Source organism: Plantactinospora veratri (assembly GCF_036421995.1).
GTDB classification, from domain to species: Bacteria; Actinomycetota; Actinomycetes; order Mycobacteriales; family Micromonosporaceae; genus Plantactinospora; species Plantactinospora veratri.
The window spans coordinates 103,644-120,739 of the sequence record NZ_JAZGQL010000016.1 but is presented as its reverse complement, the minus strand read 5'-3'; the positions used below and the strand labels follow the sequence as shown (position 1 = coordinate 120,739).

The 17,096-nt window shown below is 72.8% G+C and carries 13 protein-coding genes and 2 pseudogenes; 8 read left to right on the top strand and 7 right to left on the bottom strand.

Going from position 1 to position 17,096, the window contains the following annotated elements:
* Positions 1-6 precede the first annotated feature (6 nt).
* Positions 7-249: pseudogene (locus V1634_RS35495) on the top strand (succinate dehydrogenase/fumarate reductase iron-sulfur subunit); the annotation flags it as partial.
* 124 nt (positions 250-373) lie between these two features.
* Here the strand turns inward: V1634_RS35495 and V1634_RS21255 are convergent.
* Positions 374-760, bottom strand: coding sequence for a (deoxy)nucleoside triphosphate pyrophosphohydrolase (locus V1634_RS21255; RefSeq protein ID WP_331209640.1), 387 nt, complete (start codon positions 758-760; stop codon positions 374-376).
* 269 nt (positions 761-1,029) lie between these two features.
* Here V1634_RS21255 and V1634_RS21250 point away from each other — a divergent pair, with 269 nt between their 5' ends.
* Together V1634_RS21250 and V1634_RS21245 are read left to right on the top strand one after the other, a co-directional pair.
* Positions 1,030-1,341 (top strand): 4a-hydroxytetrahydrobiopterin dehydratase, encoded by a 312-nt coding sequence (locus V1634_RS21250; RefSeq protein ID WP_331209639.1) that lies wholly within the window; start codon positions 1,030-1,032, stop codon positions 1,339-1,341.
* A gap of 56 nt (positions 1,342-1,397) precedes the next feature.
* Positions 1,398-1,760, top strand: coding sequence for a PH domain-containing protein (locus V1634_RS21245; RefSeq protein ID WP_331209638.1), 363 nt, complete (start codon positions 1,398-1,400; stop codon positions 1,758-1,760).
* A gap of 198 nt (positions 1,761-1,958) precedes the next feature.
* On the opposite strand, the pseudogene V1634_RS21240 reads toward V1634_RS21245, so the two are convergent.
* The 3 genes and pseudogenes from V1634_RS21240 to ychF all read right to left on the bottom strand — a co-directional run.
* Positions 1,959-2,390 (bottom strand): annotated as a pseudogene (locus V1634_RS21240) (winged helix-turn-helix transcriptional regulator); the annotation flags it as partial.
* Between the two features lie 7 nt (positions 2,391-2,397).
* A complete protein-coding gene (locus V1634_RS21235; RefSeq protein ID WP_331209637.1) occupies positions 2,398-3,054 on the bottom strand; it encodes an HAD family hydrolase in 657 nt (218 codons plus the stop codon).
* A 24-nt stretch (positions 3,055-3,078) separates the two neighbouring features.
* Positions 3,079-4,167, bottom strand: a complete 1,089-nt coding sequence (ychF, locus tag V1634_RS21230) for a redox-regulated ATPase YchF (protein ID WP_331209636.1) — start codon at positions 4,165-4,167, stop codon at positions 3,079-3,081.
* A 202-nt stretch (positions 4,168-4,369) separates the two neighbouring features.
* Here ychF and V1634_RS21225 point away from each other — a divergent pair, with 202 nt between their 5' ends.
* From V1634_RS21225 to V1634_RS21210, 4 genes are all read left to right on the top strand, one after another.
* Complete coding sequence (locus V1634_RS21225) at positions 4,370-5,986, top strand: DNA-3-methyladenine glycosylase 2 family protein (RefSeq protein ID WP_331209635.1); 1,617 nt, start codon at positions 4,370-4,372, stop codon at positions 5,984-5,986.
* Complete coding sequence (locus V1634_RS21220; protein ID WP_331209634.1) at positions 5,983-6,492, top strand: methylated-DNA--[protein]-cysteine S-methyltransferase; 510 nt, start codon at positions 5,983-5,985, stop codon at positions 6,490-6,492. Before V1634_RS21225 ends, V1634_RS21220 begins: the two co-directional genes overlap by 4 nt.
* 187 nt (positions 6,493-6,679) lie before the next feature.
* Positions 6,680-8,671 (top strand): ABC transporter ATP-binding protein, encoded by a 1,992-nt coding sequence (locus V1634_RS21215; protein ID WP_331209633.1) that lies wholly within the window; start codon positions 6,680-6,682, stop codon positions 8,669-8,671.
* The gene (locus V1634_RS21210) at positions 8,668-10,578 is read left to right on the top strand and encodes an ABC transporter ATP-binding protein (protein WP_331209632.1); all 1,911 of its coding nucleotides are present in this window, start codon (positions 8,668-8,670) and stop codon (positions 10,576-10,578) included. Before V1634_RS21215 ends, V1634_RS21210 begins: the two co-directional genes overlap by 4 nt.
* 33 nt (positions 10,579-10,611) lie before the next feature.
* On the opposite strand, the gene V1634_RS21205 is transcribed toward V1634_RS21210, so the two are convergent.
* Entirely contained in the window at positions 10,612-11,532 is a 921-nt protein-coding gene (locus tag V1634_RS21205; RefSeq protein WP_331209631.1) for an aminoglycoside phosphotransferase family protein, read from the bottom strand.
* 197 nt (positions 11,533-11,729) lie between these two features.
* Here V1634_RS21205 and valS point away from each other — a divergent pair, with 197 nt between their 5' ends.
* Positions 11,730-14,342: a valine--tRNA ligase gene (gene valS, locus V1634_RS21200; RefSeq protein WP_331209630.1), complete on the top strand. Its 2,613-nt coding sequence runs from the start codon at positions 11,730-11,732 to the stop codon at positions 14,340-14,342.
* Here the strand turns inward: valS and V1634_RS21195 are convergent.
* Positions 14,339-14,962, bottom strand: a complete 624-nt coding sequence (locus tag V1634_RS21195; RefSeq protein ID WP_331209629.1) for a TetR/AcrR family transcriptional regulator — start codon at positions 14,960-14,962, stop codon at positions 14,339-14,341. The genes valS and V1634_RS21195 overlap by 4 nt on opposite strands.
* 174 nt (positions 14,963-15,136) lie before the next feature.
* A complete protein-coding gene (locus tag V1634_RS21190; protein WP_331209628.1) occupies positions 15,137-17,008 on the bottom strand; it encodes a serine hydrolase in 1,872 nt (623 codons plus the stop codon).
* Between the last annotated feature and the right edge of the window lie 88 nt (positions 17,009-17,096).

Genomic DNA, 17,096 nt, shown 5'->3' with positions numbered 1-17,096 from the left:
GGCACGGCGCACGCGCACGGCGGCGGGTCGCACGACCCCGACACCAGCGCGGAGCGCGGCGTGCACTGGGCCCGCCAGGTCCCGCACCCGACCGCTCCGCCGCTGGACTCCCGGGGCCGGCTGGCGATCAGCGAGTTCACCTTCGACAGGGCGGCCGCGCCCTCGCCGTTCGGCGACGACGTGACCTTCCCGCTGCCGTCCGAGGGGCTCAACTACAGCCACCCGGACCAGCCGCCGGCAAAGGACTGATCCGTCCCGGGTCGTGGGCAGGGGTCGCCACCCGGCGGTCCCGGCCCACGGCCCGGAGGTCGATCGGCCCGGTCCGGCTCCGGTCGGTCAGCCCCGGCCCGTCGGTCAGCCCGGTCCGGCCTCGTCAGGAGGCGGCAGCCAGCAGCGGGCGCAGCGCCGCCACGATCGGTACGTCCGCCGGCAGCCACGGCACGCTGTCCAGCTCCTCGGGGCGCAGCCAGCGGAGTTCGGAGTGCTCCAGGGGCTGCGGCTGGTCGCCGTCGACGAGTTCGGCCAGATAGACCCGGAGCACCGAACGGCCGTGGCCCATCCGGACGTCCCGGCCGACCCGGTCACCGATCTCGACGCGTACGCCCAGCTCCTCGGCGCACTCCCGGACCAGCGCGGCGACCTCGGACTCGCCCGGCTCGACCTTCCCGCCCGGAAACTCCCAACGGCCGGCAACCTCCGGCGGGTGAGATCGGGCACAGGCGAGTACCCGGCCGGCGACCACGATGGCGGCCCCCACCACGACCTTCGGATCCCGGCGCCCCCGCCCGGAATGCCCCTCGGAATGCCCATCACGGTCGTTACCGTTCGCCCAATCGGTCCGCACGGGCGTCCAGCGTGCCAGATCAATCGGGAATTCGGGTAGCTGCGCCGGGCCCACCGGTCAACAGAAGACGGAAGGGTGGACGTGGACACACCAGCCGGCCAGCGACAGACTAGGGAGCACCGACCGAGACACGGGATGGCGACGATTTGGCCACAAGCCGGCAACGACGCCTGGGAGGTTTGGCGATGCGTGCTCTGTGGGGTGGCCGGATGGACCGTGACTACCTGAGCGACGCACTCACCCTACTGGGCAGCTGGACCCGCGAGGGACAGCAGATCAGAAGGACCCTCATCCTCGACGACACCCAGCACGCGGCCCTCACCGAGCGGATAAAGATCATCGCGGACGCGCTGCATCTCCGCCCGGAGATCCGCCGGCTGGACGGACACACCCAGATCAGGATCGGCTCGCGCGACGACAGCGAGATCACCGAGGGTGAGGTCACGCTTGCGGCCCGGATCGAGGACGTCTACCGCGCGGTGACCGCTCCGCACTGACCGAGCCCGGCCGGCGGGGCGGCACCCGGGTGGCGCACCCTCCCTACCCTCGGATCATGACCAACGTCAGCTATGACCGTCGCGAGCAGCTCAAGCAGATCGAGAGCGGCCTCCTCGACGGGGAACGGGTCATCGCCGTCTACGACGCCATCGGCACGGGCACCGGGTTCATCGGGCTGACCGACCGACGCGTGATCATCCAGGACAAGTCGTTCGTCGGCAAGAAGTTCGCGATCACCAGCATCCCGTACTCGAAGATCACCAGTGTGAGCGTGGTCAGCAACAAGTCCTGGGGCGGGTCGTTCTTCTCCACCGGCGCCATCGCGATCAACGTCGGCACCCACACCTACGAGGTGGAGTTCCGTGGCGACCAGAAGAGTCACCACGTGCACAACGTGATCCTGCACTACATCTCCTGACCGCCGACCGCGCCGACGGCGGAGTTCAGGACTCCCGCGTCGCGTCGTACGCCCTGCGCGCCGCGAGCACGTCGCCGAGCCGACCCTCGACCCAGCGTGCCAGCGCCGACACCTGCTCCGCGACCTCCGGGCCGGCCGGGAGGTCGCCGAGTAGTCCACCCGGGGCCGGATCACCGGCCGGGCCGCGCGGTGCACGAAGCCGTCTCGTTCCAGGGTCTGGAGGGTCTGGGCCAGCATCTTCTCGCCCACCCCGCCGACCTGGCGGCGCAGCTCGCTGAACCGGTACGACCGGTGCGGCAGTGCGGCCAGCACCAGCACGCCCCAGCGGCTGGTGACGTGTTCGAGCACGCCCCGGGACGGGCAGTCCGCCCGGTTGACGTCGGGTGTCCAGCCGTCAACGAGCTGCCGGGGATCCTGAGCCGGGGCACCGCGGTGCTGACCAGCGCCGGTGTCCCCGCCCCGCTGGCCGAGGTACTGGTCGACGTGGACGAGGCGATCAGCCGGGGTCTGCTCGCCGGCACACCCGGCGACCCGTCCCGGCTCACCGGCCGCCCGACCACCCCGATCGCGGGCACCGTCGCGGCGAGCCCGGCCGGGCAATCCCGCTGAGCGGGCTGTTCCCCGCACCATCGGCGAGCTAGCCGGCTGCGGCGTTGTGCTTCGCGACCAGGCCCGGGAGTTCGTCCAGCGAATCGATGCGGAACAGGCACTGCTCGGCGGCGGCCGGGTCGTCGAGGATGTGACCCCACGGACCGCGCCGGATCAGACAGGTCCGCATCCCGGCCGCCCCGGCCGGGCGTACATCGTTGTCGGGCCGATCGCCGACGTACAGGATCGAGGACCGGTCGCCACCGCCTTCTTGGACGACCCGCTCGAAGAAGGCCGGCGACGGCTTCGCCACGCCCCAACCACCCGAGGTGCCGATCGCGTCCACCGGGAGGTCGAGAGCGCGGAGGGTCTTCTCGGCCCAGGCTGGCTGGCTGCCGGCCAGGCCCACGAACAGGCCCTGATCCTTCAGGGCGGTCAGGCACCGTCGGGCGTCGGGGTAGAGGTCCTCTTCGTCGAACGACTCCGGCTTGCCGGCCGCCGCCCGGCGCTCGATCTCGACCGTGAGGTCGAAATCGGGCCGGAAGACCCGAAACGTCTCCCGGTAGTCCAGGCCCCGGGCGATCACCGCACCGAAGACCGCCGAAAGCGTGTGCCGGGGAACGCCCAGCCAGTCCGCCCAGGTCTCGAACTCGCGGGACTCGTCGAGAATCGTCCCGCCGACATCGAAGAAGATCGCGTTGATCACTTGTACTCGGACGTCGGATCGGAACTAGACGTTGAACCTGAACTCGACCACGTCGCCGTCCTGCATGACGTAGTCCTTGCCCTCGATCCGGACCCGGCCGGCAGCCTTGGCCGCCGCCATCGAGCCGGCGGCGACCAGGTCGTCGTACGAGACGATCTCGGCCTTGATGAAGCCGCGCTGGAAGTCGGAGTGGATCACGCCGGCCGCCTCCGGCGCGGTCGCCCCGATCGGGACGGTCCAGGCCCGGGCCTCCTTCGGCCCGGCGGTCAGGTACGTCTGCAGGCCGAGCGTACGGAAGCCGACCCGGATGAGCTGGTCGAGACCGGGCTCGGACTGCCCGATCGACTCCAGCAGCTCCCGCGCCTCGTCCGGGGGCAGATCGGTCAGCTCCGACTCGACCTTGGCGTCCATGAAGATCGCCTCGGCCGGGGCGACCAGCAGCCGCAGCTCGTCGAGCAGGTCCGCGTTGTTCAGCTCCGCCTCGTCGACGTTGAAGACGTACAGGAAGGGCTTGGTGGTCAGCAGGTGCAGCTCGCGCAGCTCGGAGACCTCGATCCCGGCGTTGGCCGCGCCCGCGTAGAGGGTGACCCCGGTGTCGAGCAGCTCGGCCGCCTTCTTCGCGGCGGTGACGGCGGCGGCCCGGTCCTTGCGGACCTTCGCCTCCTTCTCCAGCCGGGGCAGGGCCTTCTCGATCGTCTGGAGGTCGGCCAGGATCAGCTCGGTGTTGATCGTCTCGATGTCGTCGCCGGGCGAGACCTTGCCGTCGACGTGTACGACGTTCGGGTCGGAGAAGACCCGGACGACCTGGCAGATCGCGGCGGCATCCCGGATGTTGGCCAGGAACGCGTTCCCGCGGCCCTGCCCCTTCGACGCGCCCCGGACCAGGCCGGCGATGTCGACGAAGGAGACCGGCGCCGGGATGATCTTCTGCGAGCCGTGGATCTCGGCGAGCTTGCCCAGCCGCTCGTCCGGCAGGCCGACCACCCCGACGTTCGGCTCGATGGTGGCGAACGGATAGTTCGCGGCGAGTACGTCGTTCTTGGTCAGCGCGTTGAAGAGCGTGCTCTTGCCGACGTTGGGCAGGCCGACGATACCGATGGTCAGTGAAGTCATGCGAACGCGACTGCCTCTCTCGTAGCCTTCCGCGACCCGGTGCGGTCACCGGCCCGGCCCGGGATGAAGTCTACGGACGCCGCCGGAGGGATACCGCAACGGGCGAGACGGGCGGGTGACCCCGGCCACCCGCGCCCGGCTACGCACGGCCAGGTCCGATTTCCGCGAGTCAGCGCGGCCGGCACGGTGCACCATCGAAGGCATGGAGCTGGACTTCGAGCGGTGCTATCGGGCGGTCGACAGCCGGGACCAGCGGTTCGACGGCTGGTTCTACACCGGCGTCACCACCACCGGCATCTACTGCCGGCCGTCCTGCCCGGCGATGACCCCGAAGCGGCACAACGTCCGGTTCTATCCGTCGGCCGCCGCCGCCCAGCGGGCCGGACTGCGCGCCTGCCGGCGGTGCCGCCCGGACGCCGCCCCCGGTTCGCCGGAGTGGAACGTCCGGGCCGACGTCGTCGGCCGGGCGATGCGGCTGATCGCCGACGGCGTGGTCGACCGGGAGGGGGTGCCGGGGCTGGCGAGCCGGCTCGGCTACACCGAGCGGCACCTGAACCGGATGCTGGTCGCCGAGGTCGGCGCCGGTCCGCTCGCCCTGGCCCGGGCACAGCGGGCGCAGACCGCCCGGATCCTGGTCGAGACGACCGACCTCGGCCTGGCCGAGATCGCCTTCGCCGCCGGCTTCGGCAGCGTACGGCAGTTCAACGACACGATCCGCGAGGTGTACGCGGTCGCGCCGTCCGGGCTGCGCGACGCCGCACGCCGCGCCGCCGGTACGGGCTCCCGCCGTGCTTCCCGGCCGCCGCGCGGCGCTGCGTCGGCCACCTCGACCGTCCCTGCCGGCCCCGACGGCAACGGCGTACCGGGGACGATCTCGCTGCGGCTCGCCTACCGGGCACCGCTGCACGCCGACGCGCTGCTGGACTTCCTCGCCCTGCGGGCGGTGCCCGGGATCGAGGAGGTCGGTGCCGGGTCGTACCGCCGTGGCCTGCGGCTGCCGAACGGACCGGCCGAGATCGCGCTGACCCCGATGCCCGGGTACGTCGGCGCCACCCTCCGGCTCGCCGACGTCCGCGACCTGGCTCCGGCGGTGGCCCGCTGCCGCCGGCTCTTCGACCTGGACGCCGACCCGGAGGCGGTGGACGCCCTGCTCGGCACGGATCCCGCGTTCGCGGAGGCGGTGGCGAAGGAGCCCGGCATCCGGGTGCCGCGTGCGGTGGACGGCTTCGAGATGGCCGTCCGGGCGATCGTCGGCCAGCAGGTGTCGGTCGCCGGTGCCCGTACCGTGCTGGCCCGGCTCGCCGCCGCGACCACCGCCGGGACGCCGACCGCCCCGCCCCGGGACGACCTGCCCGCCACCGACCCGTCCGACGGGGCAGGGCCGGACGTCGACCCGGCGGCAGCGGTGGGCAGCCTGCCCGGCCTGGGCGGGACCGGTGGGCTGCGCGCGTTTCCGTCCGCCGAGGAGGTGCTGGCGCTGCCGGACTCGGCGTTCGGGATGCCGGCCGCCCGGCGGGCGACGATCCGGGCCCTGGCCGAGGCGGTCGCCGCCGGGGACCTTGACCTCGACCCCGGCGCGGACCGGGCCGAACTGGTCGACCGGCTGACCGCGCTGCCCGGAATCGGCCCCTGGACCGCCGGCTACGTCGCGATGCGGGCGATCGGCGACCCCGACGTCTTCCTCCCCACCGACCTAGGGGTACGCCGGGGCGCCGCAGCGCTCGGCCTCCCCGACGACCCGAAGAGCCTCGACGCGTACGCCGGCCGCTGGCGGCCCTGGCGCTCGTACGCGGTGATCAGACTATGGAGAGCGGAATGAACGAGATGTACAGCAGCCGGATCGAGACCCCGGCCGGTCCCCTGACGGTACTGGCCGACCCGGAGGGAACGGTGCACGCCGCCGGCTTCGGCACCGACTCCGGCACCCTGCTCGGGCTGGTGCACCCGCGGTTGCGCCGCGAGGTGCGGGAGCGGCCCGAACTCGGCCCGGTCACCTCAGCCGTACGCCGCTATCTGGACGGGGACCTGACCGCGATCGACGCGGTGCCGGTCGCGCAGCACACCGAAGGCGCGTTCCTGGCGCACGCCTGGGAGACGCTGCGGCAGGTCAAGGCGGGTGAGCCGGTCACCTACACCGAGTTCGCCGAGCTCTCCGGCCGGCCCCGGGCGGTCCGGGCCGCCGCGATGGCCTGTGCCCGCAACGCCGCCGCGCTCTTCGTACCGTGTCACCGGGTGTTGCGTACCGACGGCGGGCTAGGCGGCTTCCGCTGGGGGTTGCCGGTGAAGCGCTGGCTGCTCGCGCACGAGGGCAGCCCGGTCCGCTGATGACCGCCCCGCAACGTTGGATGCGGCCGCCGGTCCCCGGCAGCCCGCCGGCGCCGGGAGGTCGACGGGGCTGAGTCGCGGATCAGCATCGATCCGGCGCCCGGTGTCGGCCGGTGCCGGTGCCGCGGAGACCAGGTGACAACAACACGACTCAACCGGAGGCTGGATTTACCGTTAACGTCAGGGCATGGCGCCGGATCGTGACGACGAGCCCACGGTCCGGGGCCGGCCGGGCTTCCGGCTGCCCGTCCGGCGGTGGTCACGCCGCAGCGGGGACCCGGCGCGACACAGCACCGATCCGCCGCCCCGCCGCCGGCTCCGGCTGCCCGGCAATCCGTTGCCCCGCAACCTCTGGCGGCTGCGCCGCTATCTCCGCCCGTACCGGGGTCAACTGGTCTGGCTGCTGTTCGCGGCGTTCGCGGCGACCGGGGCGAGCATCTGCGTACCGCTGGTGGTGCAGCGGGCGGTGGACGGCCCGATCGCGCACCGCGACCCCGGCGGGCTGCTCCGGCTCGGCGGGCTGGCACTGCTGCTCGGGCTCGCCGAAGCGGCGTTGATCTTCATCCGGCGGTGGGCCCAGTCCTCCTCGGCGGTCGGGATGGAGGCCACCATCCGCGACGAGATCTACGCCCACCTGCAACGGCTGCACATCGGCTTCCACGACCGCTGGCAGTCCGGGCAGCTACTGTCCCGGGTCACCAGCGACCTGTCGGTGATCCGGCGCTTCCTCTCCTTCGGGCTGCTCTTCCTCGTCGTGAACGTCACCACCTACCTCGCCGTGGTGACCCTGCTGATCACGCTGCACCCGGGCCTGGGGCTGCTGGTCGCGGCCGGCGCGGTACCGCTGTTCCTGGCGAGTCGCCGGTTCACCCGGGCCTATCTGCTGGCGGCCCGGCGGCTCCAGGACGAGCAGGGCGACCTGGCCACCCTGATCGAGGAGTCCGCGCAGGGCATCCGCACCGTCAAGGCGTTCGGCCGGCGCCCGGAGATGACCCGGCGGTTCGGCGCCGGCAGCCGTACGCTGCACGACACCGCGACCGGCAAGGGTCGGCTGCTGGCCCGTACCTCCGCGCAGTTCGACCTGATTCCCAACCTGACCCTGGCCGCGGTGCTGGTCGCCGGTGCGGTGGCCGTCGCGGACGGCTCGCTGAGCATCGGCGAACTGGTCGCCTTCGTCAGCCTGCAACTGATGCTGGTCTGGCCGATCGAGTCGCTCGCCTGGATCATCGCCAACGCCCAGGAGGCGATGACGGCGGCGGACCGGATCTACGAGGTACTCGACACCCGTCCGACGGTCGTCGACCGGCCGGGTGCGGTGGCGCTGGCCGGGCCGGAGGCGCCCGGTCGGGGCGGCGCGCTCCGCTTCGACGGGGTCTGGTTCGGCTACCCGCAGGGTCCCCCGGTGCTGCGCGACGTCGCCCTGGCGGTCCAACCCGGCGAGACGCTGGCCATCGTCGGAGCCACCGGCTGCGGCAAGACCAGCCTGCTGTCGCTGGTGCCGCGCCTCTACGACGTCACCGCCGGCCAGGTCACCCTGGACGGGCGGGACATCCGGGACATCCGGCTCGACTCGCTGCGCAGCCGGGTCGGGTTCGCGTTCGAGGAGCCGACGCTCTTCTCCATGTCCGTCCGGGAGAACCTCACCCTGGGCCGGGCCGATGCCGGCGACGACGAGGTCCGCGCCGCGCTCGCCGTGGCCCAGGCCGATTTCGTGTACGACCTGCCGTGGGGTCTGGACACCCGGATCGGCGAGCAGGGGCTCTCCCTCTCCGGCGGGCAGCGGCAGCGGCTGGCCCTGGCCCGGGCGGTACTCGGCCGGCCCGGCGTACTGGTGCTCGACGATCCGCTGTCGGCGCTGGACGTACACACCGAGGCGCTGGTCGAGCGGGCGCTGGCCCAGGTGCTCCGGGACACCACCGCACTGGTGGTGGTGCACCGGCCCTCGACCGTGGCTCTCGCCGACCGGGTGGCGCTGCTCGCCGACGGCCGGATCGCCGCCGTCGGCACCCACGCCGAACTGCTGCGCGACGTGCCCGCGTACCGGGCGGTGCTCTCCGCCGAGACCGCCGAGAGCGCCGAAGCCGCCGGGAGCGCCGCGACTGCCGAGGTCGCCGGGGAGGCCGCGAAGACCGCCGAGGCCGCCGAGGAGACCGACGACCTGGGACTCGTCCGGTCATGACGACAGCCGGTCCGGTCGACGGCGCGACGGCGGCCGAGTCCGCCGACACCGCGACGACCAGCGCCCCGGGCCTGGCCCGGTGGCGCGGGATCGCCGCCGATCCGGAGGCGGACCGTACCGCCGCCGAGACCGGCACCGCGCAGGGCATCGCCCGGCTCCGCAACCGCAGCCGGGTCCTGCTCGGCTCGCTGATCCGGCCACACCGCAGGCTGATCGGCGTGGCGGTCGCCCTGCTGCTGCTCCAGAACGCGGCCGGGATGGCCGGACCCTACCTGGTGATGCTCGGCATCGACCGGGCGATCGGACCGCTCCGGGCCGGTGATCCCGGTCCACTGGTCGCGGTGGCGACCGCGTTCGGGCTCGCCGCCGGAGCCGAGTACGCCGGCAAGCGCGGCTTCCTCACCCTCTCCACCCGGATCGGCCAGGCCATCCTGCTGGACCTGCGGCGCAGGGTGTACGACCACTTCCTGCGGCTCTCGGTCAGCTTCCACGAGCGCTACACCTCGGGCCGGCTGGTGGCCCGGCTGACCAGTGACATGGACTCGATCGCCGAACTGGTCGACGGCGGCATCGACGACCTGGTGCTCGCCGTGCTCTCCATCGTCTCGGTGGCCGGCGTCCTGCTCTGGCTCGACCCGCCGCTGGCCGTGGTCACCCTGCTCGCCTTCCCGTTCCTGCTCTGGCTCTCCCGCTGGTTCGCCCGCGCCTCGGCGTCCGCCTACCGGCGCACCCGGGAGACGGTCGCGCTGGTGATCGTCCACTTCGTCGAGTCGCTCGGCGGGATCCGGGCGGTGCAGGCGTTCCGCCGGGAGCCGCGCAACCAGCAGATCTTCACCGTCCTCAACGACGACCACCGGCGGGCGAACCTGCGGGCGTTCCGGCTGATCGCCACCTACTCCCCGGCGATCAAGGTGATCGGCAACGTGACCATCGCGGTGGTGCTGGCGTACGGCGGCATGCGGGTACTCGGCGGGCACGCCGAGATCGGGGTACTCGCCGCATTCCTGCTCTACCTGCGCCGGTTCTTCGAGCCGATGCAGGAGTTGAGCCAGTTCTACAACGCTCTCCAGTCGGCGACGGCGGCGCTGGAGAAGCTGGCCGGAGTACTCGACGAGCGGCCCAGCGTACCGGAACCGGCCGCGCCCCGCCCGCTGCCGACCGGGCCGGTCCGGGGTGCCGTCGAACTGCGGGCGGTGACCTTCGGCTACCGGTGCGACACCCCGGTACTGCCGGAGCTGACCCTGTCGATCCCGGCCGGCCAGACGGTGGCGCTGGTCGGCGCGACCGGGGCGGGGAAGTCGACGGTGGCGAAGCTGGTTGCCCGGTTCTACGACCCGACCCGGGGCACCGTCACCCTGGACGGCGTCGACCTGCGCGAGGTCGCCGACGCCGACCTGCGCCGGGCGGTCGTCATGGTCACCCAGGAGAACCATCTCTTCGCCGGGTCGGTGGCGGACAACATCCGGTTCGGCCGGCCGGGGGCGGACGACGCCGACGTGGTGGCGGCGGCGGAGGCGATCGGCGCGCACGACTTCGTCGCGGCGCTGCCCGACGGGTACGAGACCGACGTGCACCGGCGCGGCGGCCGGCTCTCGGCCGGGCAGCGGCAACTCGTCGCGTTCGCCCGGGCGTTCCTCGCCGACCCGGCGGTACTGATCCTGGACGAGGCCACCTCGTCGCTGGACATCCCGAGCGAGCGACTGGTGCAGCGGGCCCTGCGGACCATCCTCGCCGACCGGACGGCGATCGTCATCGCCCACCGGCTGTCCACGGTGGAGATCGCGGACCGGGTGCTGGTGCTGGACGGCGGCCGGGTGGTCGAGGACGGCGCACCGGAGACGCTGATCGCCCGGGGCGGCCGGTACGCCGCCCTGCACCGGCAGTGGCAGGACTCCCTGCTGCACTGACTGTGAGGCTGGCCGGGTTGGGCCCGGAAGGGTTCAGCCCAGCCGGGGCAGCAGCAGGCGCGCGACGTCCAGGGCCCGGCTGGCCGGCGACCGGTCGCCCGGTTTCCAGTCCTCGGCCGTCCAGACGTCCGACAGCACCGCCATCACGAAGCCCCAGCCGACCACCCGGTCCATCGGCATCGCCAGCAGGTCGGCGAGCTGTTCGACCCGGGCCGGCACCAGCGCGGTCAACGCGGCGTCCCGGTCGCCCGGCTCGGGGTTGTAGAGCAGCGCGCCGACCTCGAAGCCGGGATCGCCGACCAGTCCGTGCGGGTCGATCGCCAGCCACGGTTCGCGCTCGGCGCGCAGGATGTTGTCGTGGTGCAGGTCGCCGTGCAGCACGCTCCGCTCGGTCGCCGAGGCGCACAGCTCGCGCATCAGGCCACCGGCCCGGCCGACCAGGTCGGCCGGGAGCGGCCCGCCGTCGCCGTGTGCCGCGAGATAGTCGTCGAAGCCGGCGATGTAGGTGGAGAGGTCCGGCAGCGGGCAGTCGGGCGGGGGCGGCACGGCGAGCCGGCGCAGCAGCTCCGCCGCCACCGTGGTCGCCTCGGCGTCCCGGCCGGGCACCAGGTCACGCAGCCGCCAGCCGGGCCCGGCCCGCTCCAGCAGCAGGGCACCTCGTTCGAGGTCGGCGCGGAGCAGGCGTACGGCGCCCCGGCCGGCGAACGCGGCCAGCGCCGCTGCCTCGGTACGCAGCGACTTCCCGCTCGGCACGCCCAGCTTCAGTACCGCCGGTCGGCCGTCGGCACAGGTCACCCCGGTGACGTAGTGGAACGACAGGTCGAACGGCTCACCGACGGTCAACTCCCAGTCGGCGGCCACCTCGGCGAGCACCCGGGGCAGCTCGGCGAGCCAGCGGGCACCGTCCGCCCCCCACACCTGCCGTGCGTTGCGGGCCAGCACCTCGGTAATCACGGCGTCCACGTTAGCTTGCGGATCAACATCCGGCCGCCGGCCCGGGTGCCGAGTCGCGCGGACTGCCGAGCTGCCCCGCTCGTGCATCCACCCGAGAGGACGCTGGCCGACGCGCGGCCGGAGTAGCAGGCCGGCGGGTGGGCGGGCGCTGCGGAAATCCCGGTCGGCCGCCCGGCCTTCTCCCGTACCATCGGCCAATGACGGATGCGGAGCGGCACCAGCGCACCGGTGTCCCCGAGCGGCCGAGCCTGGACGGGCTGGCCGAGAAGTGGGCCCGCCGGTGGCAGGAGGAGGGGACGTACGCCTTCGACCGGACCAAGAGCCGGTCGGACGTGTACTCGATCGACACTCCGCCGCCGACCGTATCCGGCGAACTGCACATGGGGCACGTCTTCTCGTACACCCACACCGACACGGTGGCCCGGTTCCAGCGGATGCGCGGCCGGACGGTCTTCTATCCGATGGGCTGGGACGACAACGGGCTGCCCACCGAGCGCCGGGTGCAGAACGTCTACGGCGTCGCCTGCGACCCGAGCCTGCCGTACGACCCGCGGTGGCAGCCGCCCCGCCGACCGGTCAGCGAGGAGGCCCGCCGGCACCCGGTCGCCATCTCACGGCGCAACTTCGTGGAACTCTGCGCCGCGCTGACCGCCGAGGACGAGCAGGTCTACGAGGAGCTGTGGCGACGCCTCGGGTTGTCGGTGGACTGGTCGCTGACGTACACCACGATCGGCCGTACCGCGCAGGCCACCGCGCAGCGGGCGTTCCTGCGGAACCTGGCCCGGGGTGAGGCGTACTCTGCCGAGGCGCCCGCGCTCTGGGACGTCGGCTTCGGCACGGCGGTCGCCCAGGCGGAGCTGGAGGACCGGGAGCGGCCGGGGGCGTACCACCGGATCCGGTTCGAGGTGCTCGCCTCCGGGCCGGGCAGCGCCGGCACTCCGGTCGGTCCCGGCCCCGGCCGCGACGAGGCGTACGTGTACGTCGAGACCACCCGCCCCGAGCTGCTGCCGGCCTGCGTGGCGCTGGTCTGCCACCCCGACGACGAGCGGTACGCGGACCTGGTCGGCGGCACGGTCCGCAGCCCCTTGTTCGGCACCGAGGTGACCGTCTACGCCCACCCGCTGGCGGATCCGGCCAAGGGCACCGGTCTGGTGATGACCTGCACCTTCGGTGACCTGGCCGACGTGACCTGGTGGCGGGAGCTGCGACTGCCGGCCCGGGTGGTGATCGGCCGGGACGGCCGGTTGCTGCCGGAGCCGCCGCCCGGGGTCGACCCGGCCCCGTACGCCGATCTCGCCGGGCTGAGGGTCAACGCGGCCCGGCGGCGGATCGTGGAGCTGCTGGCCGACTCGGGCGACCTGGTCGGCGAGCCGAGGCCGGTCACCCACCCGGTGAAGTTCTACGAGAAGGGCGACAGCCCGCTGGAGATCATCTCGACTCGGCAGTGGTATCTGCGCAACGGCGGCCGGGACGCCGAGCTGCGGGCCGCCCTGCTCGACCGGGGAGGCGAGCTGAACTGGGTGCCGGCACACATGCGGCACCGCTACGAGCACTGGGTGGGCGGGCTGACCGGGGACTGGCTGATCAGCCGGCAGCGCTATTTCGGGGTGCCGTTCCCGGTCTGGTACCGGCTCGACGACGCTGGCGAGCCGGATTACGCCCAGCCTCTCACGGCGGACGAGGCGACGCTGCCCGTCGACCCGACCTCCGAGGTGCCGGCCGGCTACACCGAGGCGCAGCGCGGCCAGCCGGGCGGCTTCATGGCCGATCCGGACGTGATGGACACCTGGGCCACCTCGTCGCTGACCCCGCAGATCGTCGGCGGCTGGCTCGACGACCCCGACCTCTACGCCCGGGTCTTCCCGATGGACCTGCGGCCGCAGGGGCAGGAGATCATCCGTACCTGGTTGTTCGCGACCGTGGTCCGGTCGCACCTGGAGGCCGGGGTGCTGCCGTGGCGGGACGCGGTGCTCTCCGGCTGGATCCTCGACCCGGACCGCAAGAAGATGTCGAAGTCCAAGGGGAACGTGCAGACCCCGATGGGGCTGCTGACCGAGCACGGCCCGGACGCCGTCCGCTACTGGGCGGCGAACGGTCGGCCCGGCACCGACCTGGCGTTCGACCCGGGACAGATCCGGATCGGCCGGCGGCTCGCCACCAAACTGCTCAACGCGTCCAAGTTCGCGCTCGGGCTCGGTGCCGCCGACGCCCTGCGGGCGCCGGCGACCGAGCCGCTGGACCGGTCGATGCTCGCCGGACTCTCCACTGTGGTCGCGAGCGCCACCGCCGCCTTCGACCGGTACGACCACACCGAGGCGATGCAGGTCACCGAGGCGTACTTCTGGCGGTTCTGCGACGACTACATCGAGTTGGTGAAGGAGCGCGCCTACGGAGAGGGGCCGGGTGCCCACTCGGCCCGGGCGGCACTCGCCGCCGCCCTCGCCACGCTGCTGCGGCTCTTCGCCCCGTTCCTGCCGTACGTCACCGAGGAGGTCTGGTCCTGGTGGCGGTACGGCTCGGTGCACCGCTCGCCCTGGCCGACGACGTACGAGATCGGGCGGGTGGCCGCCGACGGCGATCCGGCGCTACTGGAACTGGCCGGCGCGGCGCTGACCCAGGTCCGGCGGGCGAAGTCGGAGCGCAAGGTGTCGATGCGTACCGAGATTCCGCTGGCCGAGGCGCTCGGCCCGGCGGCGATGCTGGAACAGTTGGCCAGCATCGCCGGTGACCTGAAGGCGGCGGGCCGGATCGGCAAGCTCGACTTCCTCCCCGACCGCACCCCGGAACTCGTCATCGCCTGCGCCTTCTAGCCGAGTAGTTCCCGGGTGAGCAGGCCCGTCCACCAGCGTTCGACGCGCTCGGGCGACCAGCCGCGCCCGGCGGTCAACCCGGTGTACGCGTCGATGCCGCAGATCGCCCCGTACATGTCGACGGCGGTACGCGGGTCGACGCCGTCGGAGAAGGTGCCGGCGGGCCAGGAGGAGAAGAGCCGTAGCAGCGCCTCCTCGCCGCGCCGAGGTCCTTCGCGGTAGGCGGCGGCCAGTTCCGGTTCGGTCCGCCCGCCCTCGCGGAGCAGCAGGATCACGTCCCCGGCCCGCTCGTACAGCCTTCGGTGGAAGGCGACCGAGACCGCGAGCTGGCCGGGTGGGTCACCGGCAGCCGCCAGGTCCGCCACCAGCCGGTCCGGGTCGGCGGCGAGGTCTGCGGCGTCCATCAGCGCGATGGCGAGACCCTTCTTGTTGCCGTACGCCGAGTAGACCGTCGGGACCGAGACGCCGGCCTCGCGGGCCACGTCCCGGACGGTCGTCTGGCCCCACCCCTGGGCCACGAAGAGCCGGCGGGCCGCCTGGGCGATCTGCCGGCGGGTCTCGTCGGCCTGCGCGGTCCGGACCAGCGAGTCGTACCGCCGCCGTTCCGGCACTGCCGACATCTTGTCCCCCTCTTGTCGCTGCTTATATTCAATATAAGTCTCGTAAACTCACTTGGAGGCAGCTCATGCGCTTCGTCCTGTGGACAACCCACAGGCGCCGCAAGATTCTTGTTGAATCGTGGCGCGTGGCTAACCGCAGCTCAACAAGAATCTTGGGCAGCCTGATGCGCGGCGTCAGGTGCGGGAGGGGGTCCAGCCGGTGGCGGAGAAGCGGGTGGCGTCGGTGCCCTCGCCGGAGAAGAGCAGGCCGTTGGTGCCGACCACGAGCAGGCCGTCGACGTAGACGCCCCGGCCCCGGGAACTGCCGTCGGTGGCGTAGCTCCAGCGCAGGTCGGTGGTGCCGGCCGGCAGCTCCGCGAACGCCTGCCACCAGCGCCGGCCGCCGTACCCGGTGACCGAGCCCTCGGCGGTCCACCGCCCGGTCGGGCCGACCAGGGTCACGTCGACCGGGGCCCAGGTCTCGCCGCCGTCGGCCGAGGTCTGGAAGTGCAGCAGGTCGTAGCGCGGCTCGGTGTCGTACCAGAGCTGGAAGCTGGCCACCGCCGCCCGGCCGGCGGCGCGACGCAGCGGCGCGGTGAGGGTGACGCTGCCGCCGTCGAGGTCGTCCGCGCGCCAGGCGGTGCCGCCCAGCGGCGGCCGGACCGGAGCCGCGTACGCCAGGTCGCGGGCCAGCGCCCGCCGGGCCACGTTGTTGCTGCCCCAGTTCCGATCCGGGTGCACCCGGTTGCTCAGCAGGATCAGGAAGGTGTGCGACAGCGGGTCGATCACGATCGAGGTGCCGGTGAACCCGGTGTGCCCGAACGCGACCGGCGAGGCGAGCCCGGACATGTACCAGTGCTTGTGCAGCTCGACGCCGAGTCCCCGGTCACTCTCCGGATAGCGGCTCTCCAGGCCGGCGTTGTAGTTGACCAGCATGTCCCGCACGGTCGACTCGCGCAGGATCCGGGCGCCCCGGTATTCGCCGCCGTTCAGCAGCATCTGACAGAAGATGGCCAGGTCGGCGGCGGTGGAGAAGAGCCCGGCGTGTCCGGCCACCCCGCCGAGTGCCCAGGCGTTCTCGTCGTGCACCTCGCCCCAGACCATGCCCCGGTTCGCGTACGGCTGGTATTCGGTGGCGGCGATCCGGTGCCGCAGCGCCGCTGCCGGGTTGTAGCCGGTGTCGACCATCCGCAGCGGCCCGGTCACCTCGGCGGCGACGAGCTGCTCCAGCGGGCGGCCGGTCACCCGCTCCACGAGTACGCCGAGCGCGATCAGCCCGAGGTCGGAGTAGACGTACTGGTTGCCGGGGCTGGCACCGGCGGCGAACGGGGTGGCCAGCGCGGCTGCCTCCCGTTCCTCCGGGGTCGGGTAGCTGCTCCACAGTGGTGCGAACGCGGGCAGCCCGCCGGTGTGGGTGAGCAGCATCCGTACGGTGACCGCCTCCTTGCCACCGGCGGCGAACTCCGGCAGGTAGCGCACCACCGGCGCGTCCAGTTCGACGGTGCCGCGCTCGACCTGGCGCAGGGCCACCACGGTGGTGAAGAGCTTGGAGATGGAGGCGAGGTCGAAGATGGTGTCCTTGCGCATCGGGATCTGCTGTTCGGCCGGCAACTCGACACCGACGCGTCCAGGGGCCGATCCGACCGATTCATATTTCACCGCCGTGCCGACCGCCTCGTGCCGGACGACCACCCCGTCCTTGGCGGCGAGCAGTACGGCTCCGGCGTAGGTCGGGAAGGTGGGGTGGTCCGGGGTCGGCGTCAGGTACGCCTCGGCGTCGGTGCGCAGCCGGTCGACGTACTCGGGCAGCAGGCCGACCTCCTGCGGCCGGCCGGGCCGCAGCGTGCGCCGCTCGAACCGGACGTCGTCGGGGCCGACGGTCGGCGGCCCGCCCGGCCATCCCCCACTCCGACCGGCAGCCACCGCCTGGCCGACCCTCGGGCCGGTCAGCGCCTGGCCGACCCTCGGGCCGGCGGTCGCCGGCTGTGGCACGGCCAGGACCGTGACCAGGAGGGCCGTGCCGACTCCGGCACCGAGGAGCCCACTGCCGATCCTCCGACGACGCATCGCCACACCTCCGTGCCGGTCATCGACCGATCTCGTCGGCCACGACTCTGGTCAGTTAGGACTTTCGCCTGCCACAACTGCCGCCCGT